At 39.0% G+C, this 18,421-nt stretch carries 14 protein-coding genes; 7 read left to right on the top strand and 7 right to left on the bottom strand.

Features of this window, described 5'->3' with window-relative positions:
• Positions 1–100: 100 nt before the first annotated feature.
• A complete protein-coding gene (locus ACSQ6I_RS04685; protein WP_438889195.1) occupies positions 101–484 on the top strand; it encodes a hypothetical protein in 384 nt (127 codons plus the stop codon).
• 9 nt (positions 485–493) lie between these two features.
• Entirely contained in the window at positions 494–2,248 is a 1,755-nt protein-coding gene (locus tag ACSQ6I_RS04680; RefSeq protein WP_438889194.1) for a caspase, EACC1-associated type, read from the top strand.
• A gap of 124 nt (positions 2,249–2,372) precedes the next feature.
• Here ACSQ6I_RS04680 and ACSQ6I_RS04675 read toward each other — a convergent pair whose 3' ends face one another.
• Complete coding sequence (locus tag ACSQ6I_RS04675; protein WP_438889192.1) at positions 2,373–2,714, bottom strand: hypothetical protein; 342 nt, start codon at positions 2,712–2,714, stop codon at positions 2,373–2,375.
• A 554-nt stretch (positions 2,715–3,268) separates the two neighbouring features.
• Between ACSQ6I_RS04675 and lpdA the strand changes: the two genes are divergently transcribed.
• From lpdA to ACSQ6I_RS04655, 4 genes are all read left to right on the top strand, one after another.
• A complete protein-coding gene (gene lpdA / locus ACSQ6I_RS04670; protein ID WP_438889190.1) occupies positions 3,269–4,699 on the top strand; it encodes a dihydrolipoyl dehydrogenase in 1,431 nt (476 codons plus the stop codon).
• 129 nt (positions 4,700–4,828) lie between these two features.
• Positions 4,829–5,713: an indole-3-glycerol phosphate synthase TrpC gene (trpC, locus tag ACSQ6I_RS04665; RefSeq protein ID WP_438889188.1), complete on the top strand. Its 885-nt coding sequence runs from the start codon at positions 4,829–4,831 to the stop codon at positions 5,711–5,713.
• 176 nt (positions 5,714–5,889) lie between these two features.
• Positions 5,890–6,138: a DUF5340 domain-containing protein gene (locus ACSQ6I_RS04660; RefSeq protein WP_438889186.1), complete on the top strand. Its 249-nt coding sequence runs from the start codon at positions 5,890–5,892 to the stop codon at positions 6,136–6,138.
• A gap of 233 nt (positions 6,139–6,371) precedes the next feature.
• A complete protein-coding gene (locus tag ACSQ6I_RS04655) occupies positions 6,372–7,523 on the top strand; it encodes a pyridoxal-phosphate-dependent aminotransferase family protein (protein ID WP_438889184.1) in 1,152 nt (383 codons plus the stop codon).
• Between the two features lie 501 nt (positions 7,524–8,024).
• Here the strand turns inward: ACSQ6I_RS04655 and ACSQ6I_RS04650 are convergent.
• The 5 genes from ACSQ6I_RS04650 to ACSQ6I_RS04630 form a co-directional block, all read right to left on the bottom strand.
• Entirely contained in the window at positions 8,025–8,252 is a 228-nt protein-coding gene (locus ACSQ6I_RS04650; RefSeq protein WP_042465138.1) for a DUF2949 domain-containing protein, read from the bottom strand.
• Positions 8,253–8,768: 516 nt separating this feature from the next.
• Entirely contained in the window at positions 8,769–9,296 is a 528-nt protein-coding gene (locus ACSQ6I_RS04645) for a DUF192 domain-containing protein (protein ID WP_438889182.1), read from the bottom strand.
• Positions 9,297–9,633: 337 nt separating this feature from the next.
• Entirely contained in the window at positions 9,634–11,277 is a 1,644-nt protein-coding gene (locus ACSQ6I_RS04640; RefSeq protein ID WP_438889179.1) for an acetolactate synthase large subunit, read from the bottom strand.
• 185 nt (positions 11,278–11,462) lie between these two features.
• Positions 11,463–12,830 (bottom strand): NAD-dependent succinate-semialdehyde dehydrogenase, encoded by a 1,368-nt coding sequence (locus tag ACSQ6I_RS04635; RefSeq protein ID WP_438889177.1) that lies wholly within the window; start codon positions 12,828–12,830, stop codon positions 11,463–11,465.
• A 302-nt stretch (positions 12,831–13,132) separates the two neighbouring features.
• On the bottom strand, positions 13,133–14,752 hold the full coding sequence (locus ACSQ6I_RS04630) for an adenylate/guanylate cyclase domain-containing protein (RefSeq protein ID WP_438889175.1): 1,620 nt from the start codon (positions 14,750–14,752) through the stop codon (positions 13,133–13,135).
• An 894-nt stretch (positions 14,753–15,646) separates the two neighbouring features.
• Here ACSQ6I_RS04630 and ACSQ6I_RS04625 point away from each other — a divergent pair.
• Complete coding sequence (locus tag ACSQ6I_RS04625) at positions 15,647–17,149, top strand: VanZ family protein (RefSeq protein WP_438889172.1); 1,503 nt, start codon at positions 15,647–15,649, stop codon at positions 17,147–17,149.
• Between the two features lie 374 nt (positions 17,150–17,523).
• On the opposite strand, the gene ylqF is transcribed toward ACSQ6I_RS04625, so the two are convergent.
• Complete coding sequence (gene ylqF, locus ACSQ6I_RS04620) at positions 17,524–18,405, bottom strand: ribosome biogenesis GTPase YlqF (RefSeq protein WP_438889169.1); 882 nt, start codon at positions 18,403–18,405, stop codon at positions 17,524–17,526.
• Between the last annotated feature and the right edge of the window lie 16 nt (positions 18,406–18,421).

Below are 18,421 nucleotides of genomic sequence, written 5' to 3'. Positions count from 1 at the left end.
TACTTCGCTCTAAAAAGTGGCAAAAATTACCTTATTAACGCAATTTATCAGGCTGATATTGGTATAATAATGAGCAAATTTGAAATAACAGCCTGGTAGTATGTCGGAGACATCCAATTTAAAAATTACCATTGCCTTCACTGATTCAGACTTAAACAGCGAAGACAAGAATCAGGAAGTGCAGAAGCTACTGAATCAAATGCAAAAGCTAGATGAGGTAGAAGAAGTTCACCGCGTTATTGACCCCAACCCACCAGAAGGAAACAAAACTGGTGGAGGTTTTTTACCTGGACTGCTAACGGCTCAAGTGAACCCTGCCAACTTTTTGAAATTGTTTGGATTTTTAAAAGAACGCTTGGGTAACAAACCGATTAAACTCAATGTTAAAGCCCCAGATGGCCGAGAAATCAACGTCGAAGCCAGCAGTAAAGAAGAATTTGAGTTTGCTTGGCAAAAAGCACAAGATTTTATTAACAATAAATAAGGCTGGACAATGGCGAGAATTGCACTGCTGATAGGGGTAAGTGAATATCAACCAGGCTTAAATCAACTGGCTGGGGCTGTAAAAGATGTGGAAGCAATGCAGCGAGTTTTACAGCATCCAGAAATGGGCGGTTTTGCTGAAAGTGAAATTATAGTCATGCCAAATCCCCAAAGGCAGGATATGGAAAATGCTATTGAAAAGCTTTTTGATAACCGTAAAAAAGATGATTTATTATTGCTTTATTTCTCCGGTCATGGGATTACCGATGATAGTGGTAAGTTATATCTAACTAATAGCCAAACTCGCAAATACGACAATGGCAATTTAGTCAAAACTAGCGCTACTGCTGCCAGTTTAATACATGAATTCATGGAAAATAGTCGTTCTCAGCGACAGGTAATTATTCTGGATGCTTGCTTTAGTGGTGCTTTTGCCGAAGGGATGAAAGCAAAAGATGATAGTAGTGTAGATATTAATCAGCAATTAGGAGGAAAAGGTAGGGCAGTTTTGACTTCTTCCTCTTCTAGCCAATATTCTTTTGAACAAACAGAAGAAGAATTATCAGTTTATACTCGTTACATTGTTAATGGTATTGAAACTGGGGCGGCTGACACTGATAATGATGGCGTGATTTCTGTTGACGAATTGCATGAATTTGCACGCAAAAAAGTGCAAGAAGCAGCACCAGCAATGAGTCCAAAAATTTATGCTGTTGAGGAAGGATTCAAAATTAAGGTAGCAAAAGCACCTATTGGCGATCCAAAATTGAAATATCGCAAGGAAGTAGAAAAATATTTACGTGATGGTAAAATTTCCAGTATTGGTGGTAGAAGTTTAAAAATTCATCAAAATAAATTGGGTTTATCAGATGATGAAGCTAACCAAATACAGGATGAAGTTTTAGAGCCTTATCGTATATATCAAGCTAATCTGAAAGAGTACGAAGAAGCTTTACAAGAGGCTTTGGAGTATGAAGCAACTCTTAGCCAATTTACACAAAATGAGTTAAAACACTTTCAGCAACTTTTACAACTCAGAAATGAGGATGTAGAAACAATTCATGATAGGTTAATTTCGTTTCAAAATAATACCTCAGAGACCTCAGAGGAAAAGAAAACTCCTAGCAGTGAAGATGACCTTTTATCTCTTAGTCCTCAGCCCAGAATTGTGCTAAAAACTGCACCAATTGAGGCTTTAGAGCTTCTCAACTTACATCTTGGTATTCAGCCACCTACTCAAACAGATGACCTCAGTTCAGAAAAAGGCATAGACTATACTAAACTGCGTGACTTACTCAAAGCAGGTAACTGGAAAGATGCAGACTATGAAACATATCTAGTGATGTTAAAGGCTGTAGTCCGTGAGAAAGGTGACTGGATTAGAGACGAAGAACTATTAAACTTCCCTTGTACTGATCTTCGCACAATTGACAAACTATGGGTAAAATATAGCAATGGTCAATTTGGCTTCAGCATCCAAAAAGAAATTTACTTGAACGTTGGTGGCATAGCTGACGGCAATTATTACGAGGAAGCCTGGAAAAAATTGGCAGAGAAGGTGGGATGGAAAGCAGAAGGAAAGTGGATTGGAGATGTAGTTTATACAATAAATACAATAAAAGTACCCAAGGGACACTTACCCTATGTACCCTACCGATATCAGACACTTACCCTTTCAAGTGGGAGAAAATTGCGACGGAAGGGGACGGATTCTATAAAGTACTCTTCTCTCGCATCGAGACTTGTAAACTGTAACACGCCCTAACGGGAAGTAAAAAACAAGAAATTAATTATTTTTTTTCTTCCTTTAGTCGTGAAAATTGATTTAGCAATAATTCTCATCAACTGTTCACATTAATCAAGGACAATTTCCGATTTCACCAACAACTTTAACCAATACTTTGTTTTTCTTGAAGTTGGTTTAAAGTATATCTTGCCCTAGTTTTAATAATATTCAATTGGTCAACCTGTGCCAGTAATTTGCCTAAAGTTTCAGATTCCTCATTTGTTAATTGATTTTCAGAATTTTTTATTAATAACTTATCTAACTGAATCTGACTTCTGGGAGACAAAGAAGTTTCTGTCAAAGCTTGCAACTCATCGAGACTCAACCCAATCAATAATTCAGTATCTGCTGATAGGTTGGTTAGCTGTTGGTAAGTTTCCAGATTTAACAATACACCAACTCTATCTCCCTGGGTATTAGTTATATACTGCACTGATTCAGACATAGCTATTGTAGATTTATCTAAATTTAACTTTTGTGCTAATTCGGCTGGTTTGATTCCAGATGCGATTCTTGCTTCCGCTAAAATAATACCTTGTTTAAAACTGACATATCCAGATTCAAAATCTTCAGCAAAATTAGAGTCTGCCTGTTTGCGGTTGGCAATATATTTTTCTATACTAAAAACGGGTTAAAAGTGTCATTCTGAACGAAGTGAAGAATCTCCGAGATACTTCGTTGCACTACGTTACGCTCAGTATGACATAAGTTCATGTTTTACCCTAATGCTACGTAATCGGCGTTGACTAAATTTTAGCCTATCTACTGCTTCATAAATATTACCTTGATCATAGATATTCAACTCATGAGTGGTAACGAAATTCAAAATTATCGTAAAATCCGCTAAAATTGCACAGTGTGATGAAAAACCCATTATCAAAATATAACTATAATTTTACCCAGTCATCTCCATTCTGAACACTAACGCATCGGCTGAAATGTTGTCACAGAGGGGATATACAGTTAAAACAAGTAGGCTAAAAAAACGGGGAGACTAACGTGAGTTCTGAATTTGATTACGATTTAGTGATTATCGGCGCGGGTGTAGGTGGACATGGCGCAGCCCTACACGCTGTTAACTACGGTCTGAAAACGGCGATTATCGAAGCAGCAGATATGGGGGGAACCTGTGTCAACCGGGGCTGTATTCCCTCTAAGGCGCTGCTGGCAGCTTCGGGAAGGGTGCGGGAGTTACGCAACGCTCACCACCTGAAATCTTTGGGAATTCAAATTGGTAATGTAGAATTTGATCGGCAAGCGATCGCTAATCATGCCGATAATCTTGTTTCTAAAATTCAAGGCGATTTAACCAACAGTCTCAAACGCTTAGGAGTAGATATCATTCGCGGTTGGGGAAAAATCGCCGGCACGCAAAAAGTCACCGTCACTACAGATAGCGGTGAAAAAACAATTACAGCCCAAGATATCATTCTCTGCCCCGGTTCCGTTCCTTTCGTTCCCCCCGGAATTGAAGTAGACGGTAAAACAGTTTTTACCAGTGACCAAGGCGTAAAATTAGAATCTTTACCCAAGTGGATAGCAATTATTGGTAGTGGTTACATCGGTTTAGAATTTTCTGATATTTACACCGCTTTGGGCTGTGAAGTCACCATGATTGAAGCCCTAGATGTATTAATGCCAGGATTTGACCGTGATATTGCTAAACTGGCAGAACGGGTTTTAATCGCTCCCCGCGATATTGAAACCAAAGTAGGAATATATGCGAAAAAGATTATCCCTGGTTCTCCAGTGGTGATTGAGTTAGCAAACTTCCAAACTAAAGAAGATGTAGAAGTTTTAGAAGTAGATGCTTGTTTAGTAGCTACAGGACGCATTCCCGCAACCAAAAATCTCGGTTTAGATGCTGTGGGTGTGGAACTGGATAAACGAAATTTTATCCCTGTTAACGACAGTATGGCAGTACTATCAGCAGGTGAAGTTGTCCCCCACCTCTGGGCTATTGGTGACGCAAATGGGAAGATGATGCTGGCACACGCGGCTTCTGGTCAAGGTATCATTGCTGTGGAAAATATCCTTGGTAGAGATAAAAAAGTAGACTATCGCAGCATTCCCGCAGCCGCTTTTACCCACCCAGAAGTTAGTTATGTGGGTTTAACAGAAACAGCAGCCCAAGAATTGGGTTTAGCGGAAGGATTTGAAATTGCTACCAGTAAGAGTTATTACAAAGGTAATTCTAAAGCTTTGGCAGAAAACGAAGCTGATGGTATTGCTAAAGTGATTTACCGTAAAGATACAGGTGAAGTCTTAGGTGTGCATATTTTCGGATTACACGCATCAGATTTAATTCACGAAGCCTCAGCCGCAGTTGCTAACCGGCAAACTGTGCAGAACCTCGCCTACTTAGTCCACGCCCATCCTACACTATCAGAAGTACTGGATGAAGCTTATAAAAGAGCGATCGCAAGTTAGGTAATGGGTGATTGGTGATTGGTGATTGGTGATTGGTAAAAACCTCTCAGTCCCTAGTCCCCAGTCTCCTGTTCCCTGTTCCCTGTTCCCTGTTCCCTGTTCCCTGTTCCCTGTTCCCTGTTCCCAAAAATGCAAATCCGTCGTCGTTCACCTAGTCAGGCTATTGATATTTCTATATTGCGCTATCAGATAGCTATGCCAAATTCAACACCAAATAACATTTTAGAGGAAATTGTTTGGCAGAAAGAAATAGAAGTTGAGCAAATGCGGGAAAAGCAGCCGTTGGCAGAATTGCATAAAAAAATCCTTTCTGCGCCCCCAACCCGTGATTTTATCGCCGCACTCCGTCAAGGTAAAACCAAACCTGCACTGATTGCTGAAGTTAAAAAAGCTTCTCCTAGTAAGGGTGTTTTACGTGCAGATTTTGACCCCGTAGAAATAGCCAAATCTTATCAAGCAGGTGGTGCTAGTTGTCTTTCTGTCCTCACAGATACTAAGTTTTTTCAAGGTAGTTTTGAGAACTTATGCTTGGTTCGTGCTGCCGTAGATTTGCCATTACTATGTAAGGAATTTATCATTTATCCTTATCAAATGTATTTAGCGCGAATTAATGGAGCAGATGCAGTTTTATTAATTGCAGCAATTCTCAGCGATCAAGATTTACAATACTTTGTCAAAATTGCTAACAAGTTAAAAATGGCACCTTTGATAGAAGTTCATAGTTTAGAAGAACTTGACCGAGTTTTAGCTTTAGATGGTGTTTCTTTAGTCGGTATCAATAATCGCAATCTAGAAGATTTTTCTGTTGACTTACAAACTACCTGTCAACTACTGAAAGAAAGAGGTAGTCAATTGCAAGAAAAAAATATTCTCGTAGTCAGCGAATCAGGACTTCATCACCCAGAGGATTTAAGTGTAGTAGAAACAGCCGGCGCATCAGCCGTACTCATTGGTGAATCTTTGGTAAAACAACCAGACCCCAAATTAGCGATTACTAATCTTTTCGGTAAATAGGAGGCAGGAGTCAGGAGTCAGAAGGAAGAAGGAAGAAGGAAGAAAAATAAAATATTTCCAATGACCAATGACCAATGACTTAATGACTAATGACTAAAATTTGTTTCCTGTGTAACAATTTATTTACCAGAGATCAACTCTGAATTAGACAAAATCTAAAATCTTAAATTAACTTCATGGAGCAACTTCCTTTACCTGCACCTATCCATTACGAACTTATACTTCAACTTTTAGAAAAGCAAACCATGAATGCAGTAAGTCAGAACTCAGATTTACGGCATCAGGTCAGTCAGCTAATTGTTACCCTGCGGAAAGCTGCGTCACAACAAAAGCGACTGGAAGAAAATTGTCAAGCTTCTGCCGTTACTGTTGACCACCGTTGGTCACTTAATCATCATGGCGGAAAAGTCATCACTCCCGATTAATACCTACTGAATATGTCACTCTCTCAGCTACCATAAATTGATGGCTGGTTTGGTTTCAAACCCGCTCAGATGGCCTTTGCTTCTTCAGTAAGACGTGTAGCGTCTTGCCTGTGTAGCCTTGATTTATTATCGCTGGAAGCAAGATGTGAGTAGATGAATATCTAATAATTTGCCATCAGATGTAACCATTCTCACACAATTTTGACTTTTATTTGATTTTTAGGATAGACATAATGGACGACAAGTTGATGTTGATGATTCCTGGCCCCACCCCGGTTCCAGAAGCGGCTTTATTGGCATTAGCCAAGCATCCCATTGGACACCGTACCAGTGAATTCAGCAACATGATGGGTGAGGTGACAGAAAACCTCAAATGGCTACATCAAACTGAAAGTGATGTGCTAATGCTGAATGTCAGCGGTACTGGTGCGGTGGAAGCGGGAATGATTAATTTCCTTTCACCAGGCGATCGCATTTTAGTTGGTTCTAATGGTAAATTTGGCGAACGTTGGGTAGAAGTTGGCCAAGCTTTTGGGCTAAATGTCGAAGCTATCACCGCAGAATGGGGACAACCCTTAGACCCAGATAAGTTTGCACAAAAGTTGCAAGCCGACACCAACAAAGAAATCAAAGCTGTCATTATTACCCACAGCGAAACTTCAACAGGTGTAATTAATGATTTGGTAGCTATCAACAGCCATGTTAAAGAACATGGTCAAGCTTTAATAATCGTTGATGCTGTCACCAGCTTAGGTGCTTACAATGTACCTGTTGATGCTTTAGGTTTGGATGTAGTCGCTTCCGGTTCCCAAAAAGGCTACATGATACCCCCCGGTTTAGGATTTGTTTCTGTCAGTCCCAAAGCTTGGGAAGCTTACAAAACTGCGAAATTGCCAAAATATTATTTAGATTTAGGTAAATATCGCAAAGCTACTGCTAAAAATACAACTCCTTTTACTCCCCCAGTTAACTTAATGGTGGCACTACACACCACTTTGGGGATGATGAAAAAAGAAGGGTTGGAATCAATCTTTACTCGTCACGAACGGCAGAAAAATGCTACTCGTGCAGCAATGAAAGCCTTAAATCTACCATTGTTTGCAGCGGATGAATGTGCGAGTCCCGCAATTACAGCCGTAGCAACCCCAGGAATGGAAGCGGATAAAATTCGGTCATTGATGAAAAAGCGGTTTGATATTGCTTTAGCTGGTGGTCAAGATCATCTGAGTAATAAGATTTTCCGAATTGGTCACTTGGGTTTTGTGAGCGATCGCGATATCCTCAGCTGTATAGCCTCACTAGAAGTAGTTCTCTTAGAACTCGGCCATGAAAACTTCAATTCTGGCGCAGGTGTAGCCGCAGCAGCAAAAGTTTTTAGTCATTAGTCATAGAGAAGGGAATAGGGAATAGGGAATATTTTTCTGACTTCTGACTCCTAAATCCTGTACGGGCGTTCGCGTAGCGTGCTGGAAGCATCAGCATTCGGGCGATCAATTATCAGTTTTTGGCAAAGGCTATTTTCCGAATGCTTCGCCCCTACTTCTAAACAACAAAAGGGCGAGTTGTTTGATTAACTCGCCCTTTTATTTTGGATGTTAATAAGTAAAAACGCTCAAAGTAAATTTTTCCATCTATCAAACTTTGCACAAGGCAGAGTCGATTTGACATACCTCAATTCTCCTGAAGTAGCTCAACCGTTCCACATTTAATTTGCATACAGTCATACCATTTTAGATTTTAGATTTTAGACTTCGTCGTGAGCGCTCAGTCGAACGATTTTGGATTGGAATTCCTTTCTATATATGAATTCTGTAGATCCATCTGTCGCCATCATTCTTCTTTTTGGGTATTACTAGCAATGGATTTTTAAATTTTGAATTCCTTACTTATGCCGTTTCCAACCAATCATAAATTTGTTCTAATTGCTCTAGAGTAATCAACCCATATTGCCAAAGAATCATAGTTAAAGAACCTGGGTCTTGCTCACGGTGACGCAGCGCTACAGCAAGAGAAGCAGCGGAAATCGCCAAATCTTCTTGGAGAAAATTAATCAAACGAGAATATCTTGATGGTGCCATTTTTATCTCACCTCCTTGGGTAGAGTGTATTATCATATATCGTTCCCTCTTTTCTTAGTGATCTAAAGCCAGTATTTTATGTGTCACTATGCTGTGACTTGATAAATAATTCAGCACAGCTTGTTTATTATTCCTCTAGGAGCAAATTAGATTAATTGCTCTGAGAGTTTTTGCAAAAAAGTAACTTTCGTCTGGCTTGTTTGCCTAAATCTGAAAGTAGCGCTAACTCTTAGTCATATTTGCTTCATCCTGTTTACTTCGTTGTGCTTAATGTAATTGCACATCGAGTAAAAAAGATTCCATGCCCTATACTCCTCTATTGATGACTATTTACACTTATGTCAAAGGGAGGATTTTTCCAACTAAACTCTGAAGCCGGGATTTTTAGTCAGGAACTAGGCAAGGTTGATGTTATTAGCACTACAGCGAAATATTAACCTCTTAACTATTATTGTTACTATTCTACGGAATAGTTTTTTTACAAAAAATCTTCATCAAAACTTGATGGATTTTTCATAAAGTAAACAGATTATGAGGATAATAGATAACTAATTACTCAGAAGCACCAGACTTTAAGAATTTAATTTTGACTTGATCGTTTACCTGTAAACCTAATTCGGTAGCTCGTCCCGCCCTAAGTTCAATTACTTGGTCTATTGGTACATTAGGCCCATAGGTGGGACAAGGCTGACTATTACAAGGAGGTGCAGCAGTTTGAATATACTTGATTACCCCATTATGGAGAAAGACCATATCCAACGATACAGGTACATTCATCATCCAGAATTTGACTGGTTGTGCTGAAGGAAAAACAAACAACATCCCCCGGTCATCTGGTAAAGCTGGTCGATACATCAACCCCATCATCTGCTGTTCCGGTGTTTGTGCTACTTCTAACTTAATTTTTGTCCCCTTGGGAAGAATCGCTTCAGCAGAAATTGGCAAATTTTGACCTTTAGGTATTGATGTTTGGATTTGGGAACTTGGTGTCACGGTGGGAGGTTTAGCTGTGGTTGCTGGAGAACAACCTATCACTAAAACACTCAGCAATATAGGGAACAAACGGAGACAACGCAACATAAGTAATTCAAATTTTACTCAATGGTTCAAGCGATTTCCTGCAAATTCAAGACACATTATTTGAATAATTACGATTTTTGTGATTTAGATTTTGATTTTACAGAAATTTCAGGAAAATAGCCCGCTATTTTAAATTATTTTTTTGTAGTGAAATCCCCTAGAAAAAATCCCACCCCTGTTGAGGATGGGACGTTTAATAGGACTCTAACCAAAAAAGGTGGTGAAAGCCTTGATTTACCGTAGGGGCAATTCATGAATTGCTTCTACATTTCTGTTTTTAATTGCCAACCCTGTAGGTGCGGGGTTTCTCCGGCCTCGACTCGGCTGTATGACATCACTAAATATCACAATGTAAGTCATCAGCTTTTTGAGTGAAGCGACGGTTCTCTCGATAATCCACGCGACAATCGATCACAGCAGGTACATCTTGAATTAGAGCTTCTTTAAGCACAGGAATTAAATCAGTTGCAGATTCAACTCGATAGCCTTTTAATCCCATACTTTCTGCGAATTTAACAAAATCAGGATTGCCAAAATGCACAAAAGCCGAGTTACCTTTACCAAATTGATTTTCCTGTTTCCACTCAATTAAACCATAGCCACCATCATTAAAAATTAAAGTGACAAAGGGTGTACCTACACGCAAAGCTGTTTCTAATTCTTGGCAATTCATCATAAATCCACCATCACCAGTTGCAGCGACAACTTTGCGGTGAGGATTTACAAGTTTTGCGGCTAAAGCTCCAGGAATTGCGATTCCCATTGCGGCAAATCCATTAGAAATAATGCAAGTATTAGGACTATGGCAATGATAATGTCTCGCAATCCACATTTTATGTGCGCCGACATCGGAAATAACAATATCATCTGGCCCCATTACTTGTCGCAAATCATAAATTAGTTTTTGCGGTTTCATCGGAAAGCCGTCATCATTGGCATATTCTTCGTAATCAGCGCGAATATTAGAACGTAAGCTAATAGCGTAGGGGTTAGGTTTACCTTGTCTGTCTGCTAATTTTAAGATTTCATTGAGGGAATCAGAAATATCACCGACAATTTCTACTTTGGGAATATAACTACTATCAATTTCTGCGGAAGTTGCAGCTATATGTATAATGGGAATCTTGCCTTCAGGATTCCATTTTTTGGGAGAAAATTCGATTAAATCGTAGCCAATTGCGATGACTAAATCTGTATTATCAAAGCCGCAGGTAATAAAATCTCGTTGTTGTAATCCCACTGACCACAATGCTAATGGATGGGTGTAGGGAATTACGCCTTTGCCCATAAAAGTATTGACAACGGGAATATTCATCTGAGTGGCAAATTGCGTGACGGCATCACTAGATTGGGCGCGAATTGCTCCATTGCCTACTAAGATGATGGGGTTAACGGCTTGAGAAATTGCGGCGGCAGCGGCACGAATACTGGCAAAAGAAGCATAGGTTTTTTCGCTATTATCCTTATTCAAAGGTTTGCCTTCGACGGGCATAGCGGCAATATTTTCTGGTAAGTCGATGTGAACTGCACCAGGTTTTTCGGTTTGCGATCGCTTGAATGCCTTTCTCACGACTTCTGGTGTAATACTTGGCCTGACAATCTGCTTGTTCCACTTGGTGACTGGTGCAAACATTGCCACTAAATCTAAATATTGATGGGATTCGATATGCATTCTATCTGTTCCCACCTGTCCTGTAATTGCCACTAAAGGCGCACCATCTAGGTTAGCGTCTGCGACACCGGTCATTAAATTAGTTGCTCCAGGCCCCAGAGTGGAAAGACAAACACCTGCTTTTCCTGTTAAACGTCCATAAACATCCGCCATGAATGCTGCACCCTGTTCATGACGAGTTGTAATAAATTTAATGGATGAATTTTTTAAGGCTTCTAAAACATGGAGATTTTCTTCACCTGGAAGTCCAAAAACATATTGCACTCCTTCATTTTCTAAGCACTGTACTAATAATTCTGCCGTATTCATTTGATTTCCTCAAAAATAATAAATAAGTCATTAGTCATTGGTTATTAGGAAAACAGTTATAGATAATTGTCCCTTTCCTTCTGACTCCTGACTCCTGACTCCTGTACGGGCGAAGCATTCAGGCGATAAATTATCCATTTTTGTCCAAGGCTATTTTCCGAATGCTTCGCCCCTACTATCTCCAATCATTTAACCCAAACAGTCTTGATATTCACAAATTCGTGTATGCCTTGAATGCTCAATTCTCGTCCGTATCCAGAACGCTTAATGCCGCCAAAGGGTAAGCGGGGGTCAGATTTGACCATGCTGTTAATAAATACTGCACCTGCTTCAATTTCTTGAATCAAGCGATCGCTCTCTTGTTGGTTGTTTGTCCAGGCACTTGCACCTAAACCAAAGGGACTATCATTAGCTAATTTAATGGCAGCGTCGATATCAGGAACCCGGAATAACAACGCTACTGGGCCAAAAAATTCTTCTTGAGCAATTGCTGTATCTACTGGGATATCTATGATAATAGTTGGCGGATAAAAGTTGCCAGGAGAATCTGGTATGGGATTTCCACCGATGAGGACTTTTCCACCGCTTTTCACAGCAGTTTTGACTTGTTTGTCTAAATCCTCCAGAATATCGACAGTTGCCAATGGGCCTAAATCGGTATCTGGTAGCATGGGATCGCCAACTTTGAGCGCCTGAAATTTTTCTAACAGTAGTTTTTCAAATTTATCAGCTACTGCTTCAGCGACAATAAAGCGTTTAGCTGCAATACAAGATTGCCCACTATTTAACATTCGGGCTGTGACTGCGGTGGTAACTGCTGCTTCTAAATCTGCACTTTCTAAAACGATAAAGGGATCGCTTCCCCCCAATTCCAAGACGGTTTTTTTGATTTGTTTGCCACAGGCCGCAGCTAGAGATGCACCTGCTGGTTCACTTCCCGTCAAGGTAGCAGCTTTCACGCGGTCATCAGCCATTAAATCGGCAACTTGAGCAGCACCGATTAACAGAGTTTGAAATGCACCTGCGGGAAAACCTGCACGATGGAGAATATCTGCTATTGCCAAGGCACACTGGGGGACATTGGAAGCGTGTTTGAGTAAGCCAACATTGCCTGCCATTAGTGCTGGTGCAGCAAAACGGAAAACTTGCCAAAAAGGGAAGTTCCAAGGCATGACAGCCAAAATTATCCCTAATGGTTGATAGCGGATAAAACTATGACTAGCATCGGTTTTGACTGTGACATCAGCCATAAAACCAGGTGCATTTTCGGCATAATAGCGACAGACAAAGGCGCATTTTTCCACTTCTGCGATCGCAGCTTTCAATGGTTTACCCATTTCCAGGGTCATTAATTTGCCAAAATCTGCTTTTTCTCGTTCTAAAATTATTGCTGCTTGTTGCAACCAGTGCGATCGCTCTGTAAAACTCGTCTTTCGATACTTTTCAAAAGCCTGCTGTGCCAAATCTAGTTTAGCCGTAATTTCTCCATCACTCAGCGGCTCAAAGGTTTTGAGAGTTTCCCCGGTAGCGGGATTAATGGTGGCTATAGCCATGACCTGACCTCCCGTTTAAAAATAGCTTGAGGTAGCTTCCTAGTGTTACACAGATTAATCACCAAAGCTATATCAAAATTTTAACCCTATTATGTAATTCCCCAGGTCTCTACCCGTATTTCTCACAAACAATGTAATCGCAATTTGTATAACCCGGATAAAGAATCGGTTTCAGGCATTTTTTACGGGGTTGATTTTTGATGCAGTGTGAAACTCCAGAATCCGGATTTTATAAGGGTTTGAGAATTTTGGTGAGAAATTCGGGTCTATAGCCTGGCGATGTATAGGAATTACGAATTAATTTAATTCATTTTTGTTTGATAAACCTTAATGAAACGATTAATACCTTTAAACCGATAATCTCCCATTTCCTGAAACTCCGAGCATTGTGAAAGCATATTATAAGTAACTTCACTAATAACACATTCACCAGTAGGACAGATTGGTTCCATTCTAGCTGCTATATTAATTGTTGTTCCTAATGCGGTATAGTCTACCCTTTGAGAACTACCAACATCACCCACAACAGCTTTACCACTATTAATAGCAATGCGTAATTGTAGAGGTTCGTGCCAAAAATTATTAGCATTAAGATTTTGCAGACGATTCAGCATTCCCTTAGCCGCTGCAACAGCAAGGTCGGCATGATCTGGTTGTGGTTCTGGAGCGCCGAAAAATGCCATAATGCAATCCCCAATATACTTATCTAAAGTACCACCATAAGTAAATACTTCTTGTAGCATTTCCTCAAATAAATTGTTTAATAATTCAGCAATCTCTGTGGGTGTAAGCCGTTCAGAAATAGCAGTAAATCCCACCAAATCAGCAAACAAAATACTGATTTCACTTTCAGCAGGAGCCAACCTTCCATTCTTCATGCCTCTAACTGAGATCAACTGCTTTACCACTGCTGGAGAATGATACCGTTCTAGACGGTGACGAATCACCTCTTCAGTTCTGAGTTTATCTACCAATAACCAACGTTGAACACTAGAAGCAACAATATTTGCTAAAGCTGAAAAAAAGCTCAGTTCTTCCTCACCTTCTTGTTCCCAGCGGGAAGAATAAAGTTTACCGTCGGCATAGAGAACACCAACCACCTTATTTTCATCCCATAAAGGTACTGCCATGACACTCATAATACCTTTAAATAAAATACTAGATTCACCAGAAAAGCGTTCATCAGTTTGAGTATCAGCACTTTGAATAGCCACTTTATCGGTAAATACTCTTTGGCAAATACTGCGACTAATCCAATTGCCATTAGATGGTAAAGTTGGCTGTTGAGAAATATCCTTAGTTGCCGAATTTATTAAATCTAAATAACCAGAACCATCAACATCAATTAATAATGCCAAGCGTTCTATACCGTCTATATAACGAAAAACTACCTCTTGAACTTGAAAAAAAATCTCTTCAATAGATGCTGCTGCACAGAGGTTTTTAGCTATATCTACCAAATCTTTCAGACGGGCAATAACTTTATCTTTATTATTGTTAATGCCATGAATATCACTAGCTTTTATCCATTGCTGTTGGAGTTCTTCAACATTCCGAAAAATAGTTATTTGCTGACCATTAGGTTCTGTAATTGGCACATATTGAGCGGGTAAATGTGACTCAGTTACTGAAAACATTACTGCCAATCTGACATTACCCAACCAAATAACATCTCCGTCACTCAACTCTTGGACTGAGGTAACAGGTGTTAGATTTACTTGTGTCCCATTTTTACTACCCATATCCTCGATAACCCACGTATCATCACTAGTTTTGGCTATGCGGGCGTGTGTGCGGGAAACTCCCCCAAAAGGTAAAAACAAGTCGCATTCTGGCAAACGACCGATAATAAATACATCTTGATTCACTGAAACCGAAGTCTCAGTATTACCCTCTGTTAAGAGTAGTATGAGTTCTGTCATGGGTGTAATACATTTATACGGGCAGTTAGGAACACAAGTATCAAAGCTAACTTTTTTTCAGAACTTTTACACATCAGATATCAGACATCTAGTTGCTACACCAGTTTTAGGGATAAACCAGGCTGATTGGTGTAAGTTATAACATTACCTTCTCTTTATGACACTGTTAACGGCATTGCGACAAGTGTAGTCGTATTAAATAATACAATATTACAAAAGTAATAATTTTATAGCGTGGGCATTACCCTACTCTCAGCCAGCTACAACCTTTCCTCTCTGTAGACGTAGGAGGAAGCAGTTTTTCTCCAGCAAGACAGTCCTTTGTCTTCTGCCTTAGTTGATAAAAATGGAGTAACTATTGTTAGTTGGTTGACCATGTTATTACATAAATCAATAATATAAAAAAGTTGTGACAATTAATTATAGTTAAATAAAACTTCAAGCATCTTTTACCAGTTCATAGCCAGATTTTTTTGTAATTAAAACTACAAAAATAGATTTTTTGAATGTAGTTTAATTTAAATATGCTGACATTGGATAATATGTAAGAATTCAGGATACAGAATGTTTGATATAGCAGGGAACTCTTAACAGAAGAGAAAAAAATTCTTCTTCCTTCTTCCTTCTTTCTCCTGACTCCTGAATTCTTACGATGACCACTTCATCTACCTGAAAAACGCTGCACAACAGCTTATATTTGCAATCAGTCAATTAAAATGTGTTACTTATGACAATACTTTCACCAAAATACCTTCACTCTATAAGAATGGGGCTATACAAACCAGGGCTACACCCTCAGACTTTCAAGATTTCAGCCCACGAAAGTGGACTTAGTTTGTATAGTCTGATAATTCTATTCTGTAGGGCTTTTAAAAAATTGGCAAAGGTATGATTATGACTCAAGATAAAAATCAAAAACATTTTTGTGTAAAATTATATCTAGTAAATTTACTACTTGTAGTATTTAGCATTTTGGTAGTATCTGTAGCTACACTTTATCCCTTTAATTTTTCATTACCTCAGAGTTTTTCTACATCTGAATTTTTTGCTAGTTTTAACAATGCCAGTTCTTTTCAAGATCAGGTAAATAATGTTTTATTATTTATGCCTTTGGGTTTTTGTTGTGCTAATTTACTATATCAATTGAAAATCAAACCAGCATTAAAAGTTATCATTGTTTTCTTGCTGAGTACTGGTTTATCTTCAACGGTTGAAGTTTTGCAAATATTTATTTCTTCGAGAACTCCAACTCCAGCAGATATTGTCAATAATACGATTGGAGGATGTTTGGGTTTTGCAGTTTTTTATCTCTGGAATTATCAAAGTCTAAGTAAAAGATTTTCGCAAATTCAAACTGGTAGTTTGAGACAATTAAATCAACGAATCACAGGCTTAATTGTAGCTTATGTATTTTTCATTTTACTGATTTCATCTATCTGGCAAAGTACAACAAATTTAAGTAATTGGGATTCAAATTATCCGTTGATACTTGGTAATGAAAGGACAGGAGATAGACCTTGGCAAGGATATATTTCAGAAGTTTATATTACTGATAGAGCAATATCAAATTATGAAGTAGGAAGAGGCTTAAATGATGCTAATTATTTTCCAAGCATCGGTGATTCTCTTTTAGCTAGTTATCAATTAGATGGTAAATGTTGTGGTCAAGAAAAACAAGGAAATTCACCAGAACTATTATGGAAAGGAAAGCCTACAAATATACGAGAAGGTAAAGGCGTTTTTTTGAGTTCTAGTCAGTGGTTACAAACAGCCAAGCCTGTAAAAAATATCAGTCAAAAAATCAGTCAAAAATCTGAATTTACTCTGAGTACTACTCTTGCAACTGACAATATTCAACAGACGGGACCAGGGCGGATAATTTCCATTTCTAATAATTCTTTGCGGCGTAATTTGACACTTTCACAACAGAAAGATTCTCTAGAATTAAGGTTGAGAACACCAATTACTGGAGAAAATGGCACGGATTTACAATTGATGGTTCCCAATGTTTTTACAGACAAGGAATTTCACCAAATTCTCATGACATATTCTAGAGGAACCATTCAAGTCTATATAGACAATAGACAACGTTCTTACTCTTTCAATTTATTAGAATTGATTCCCTTCCATCAAAAAGTATTTTATTACGCTCTGACTTTTATTCCGTTGGGTGCAGTTTTAGCTTTACTGAGTCTTTTTGCCAAAAATAGGGTGATTTTATCTCAGATATTGGTTCCTAGTGGCATTTTATTACCTTCTGTGATATTGGAAGTTATTTTGATAAATGAAACTGATAAAAGCCTAAGTTGGAAAAACATTTTACTAGGAATATTATTTACATCAGGAACAATGCTAATTTTGAAAATGCGAGCAAATAGCTTAAAAGTTAGAAGTTAAAACAGAATTCAGGAGTCAGGAGTCAGGAGTCAGGAGTCAGGAGTTAGAAAGAAGAAGAAGAAGGAGTTAGGAGTGAAAGTTACTTGATATTTGATAGCACAGCGTGAGGTATGCCATATCTTGATTTTCAGTTTGTATCTCATTTACTTAGGGCTTGCTGAATAAACCAAAAACCTAGATATATCAACAGTTTCAGGCTGAAAAAGTAGGAGAAGGTTCAAGAAATAAGCGATGAAATCATCAAAAACCGTTCATTTACCCAGATTTGAGAATATTCTGATCTACTTCTAATTCTTCCTCCTGACTCCTGACTCCTGACTCCTAGCTCTAACGGAAAGACTTTTTCAGCAAGCCCTACTTATAATCTATTGTCATTATTGAGGTGGCACTTCTAAAGGTATACTGCCTAAAAGTCCTTTGCGAAAATCGGTGATGAGAGTTCTTGCTGCACGTTCTACATCTCCTTTGTAGCGATGTTCTGCTAAGACTTGCAAATATTCTTCACCTGTATGGATAATGGAGTCAACTTCGTAGCGTGAAAGTAAGGGGTGTGCTGGTAATAAATGAGGGTGGGTTTCTTGAAGTTGGTTGACGATATCTACAAATGCTGCGGCTATGAGTTGATTATCGTAAGAGGCTTCACCAATATCATCACAAATGGCTAATTTGACTGCTGCGTCTTGATTTTCCATTCTGGAGGGAATGACACCGGGAGCATCTAGTAGTTGTAATTGATCGGAAATTCGTACCCAACGCAGTTGACGAGTGACTCCAGGACGCGCTTCACTAGCAACTACTCGCTTTCCTAAGAGACGGTTAATTAATGCTGATTTACCAACGTTAGGAAAACCTATGACGACAGCACGGACTGCGCGGGGTAACATTCCTCGATCTTTTCTGCGTTGATTAAGTGCTATTCCTGCTGCTTGTGCGGCTTTGGTGATAGCTGTGATACCTTGACCGTGTTGAGCGTTGGTAAAGTAGGGGATTTGTTCTTGGTTTTTAAACCAGTCTGTCCAGTGCGATCGCACTTGTGGCAATATCATATCTAATCGGTTAATCACCAATATTCGTGACTTATCCCCCACCCATTCATTCATTTGCGGATGGTTTGTAGCTAAGGGAATACGAGCATCTCTCACTTCTAAAATCACATCTACCCGTTTTAGCTGTTCTTTGAGATTTTTTTCAGCTTTGGCAATGTGACCGGGATACCATTGAATCAGATTTAATTTGTAGTTTTGAGTTATTGACATTGGGGACTTGGGGAAT

This window comes from Anabaena sp. WFMT (assembly GCF_051781005.1).
GTDB lineage: Bacteria > Cyanobacteriota > Cyanobacteriia > Cyanobacteriales > Nostocaceae > Anabaena.
The sequence above is the reverse complement of the archived record's forward strand: the minus strand, read 5'-3'. Positions and strand labels throughout refer to the sequence as shown.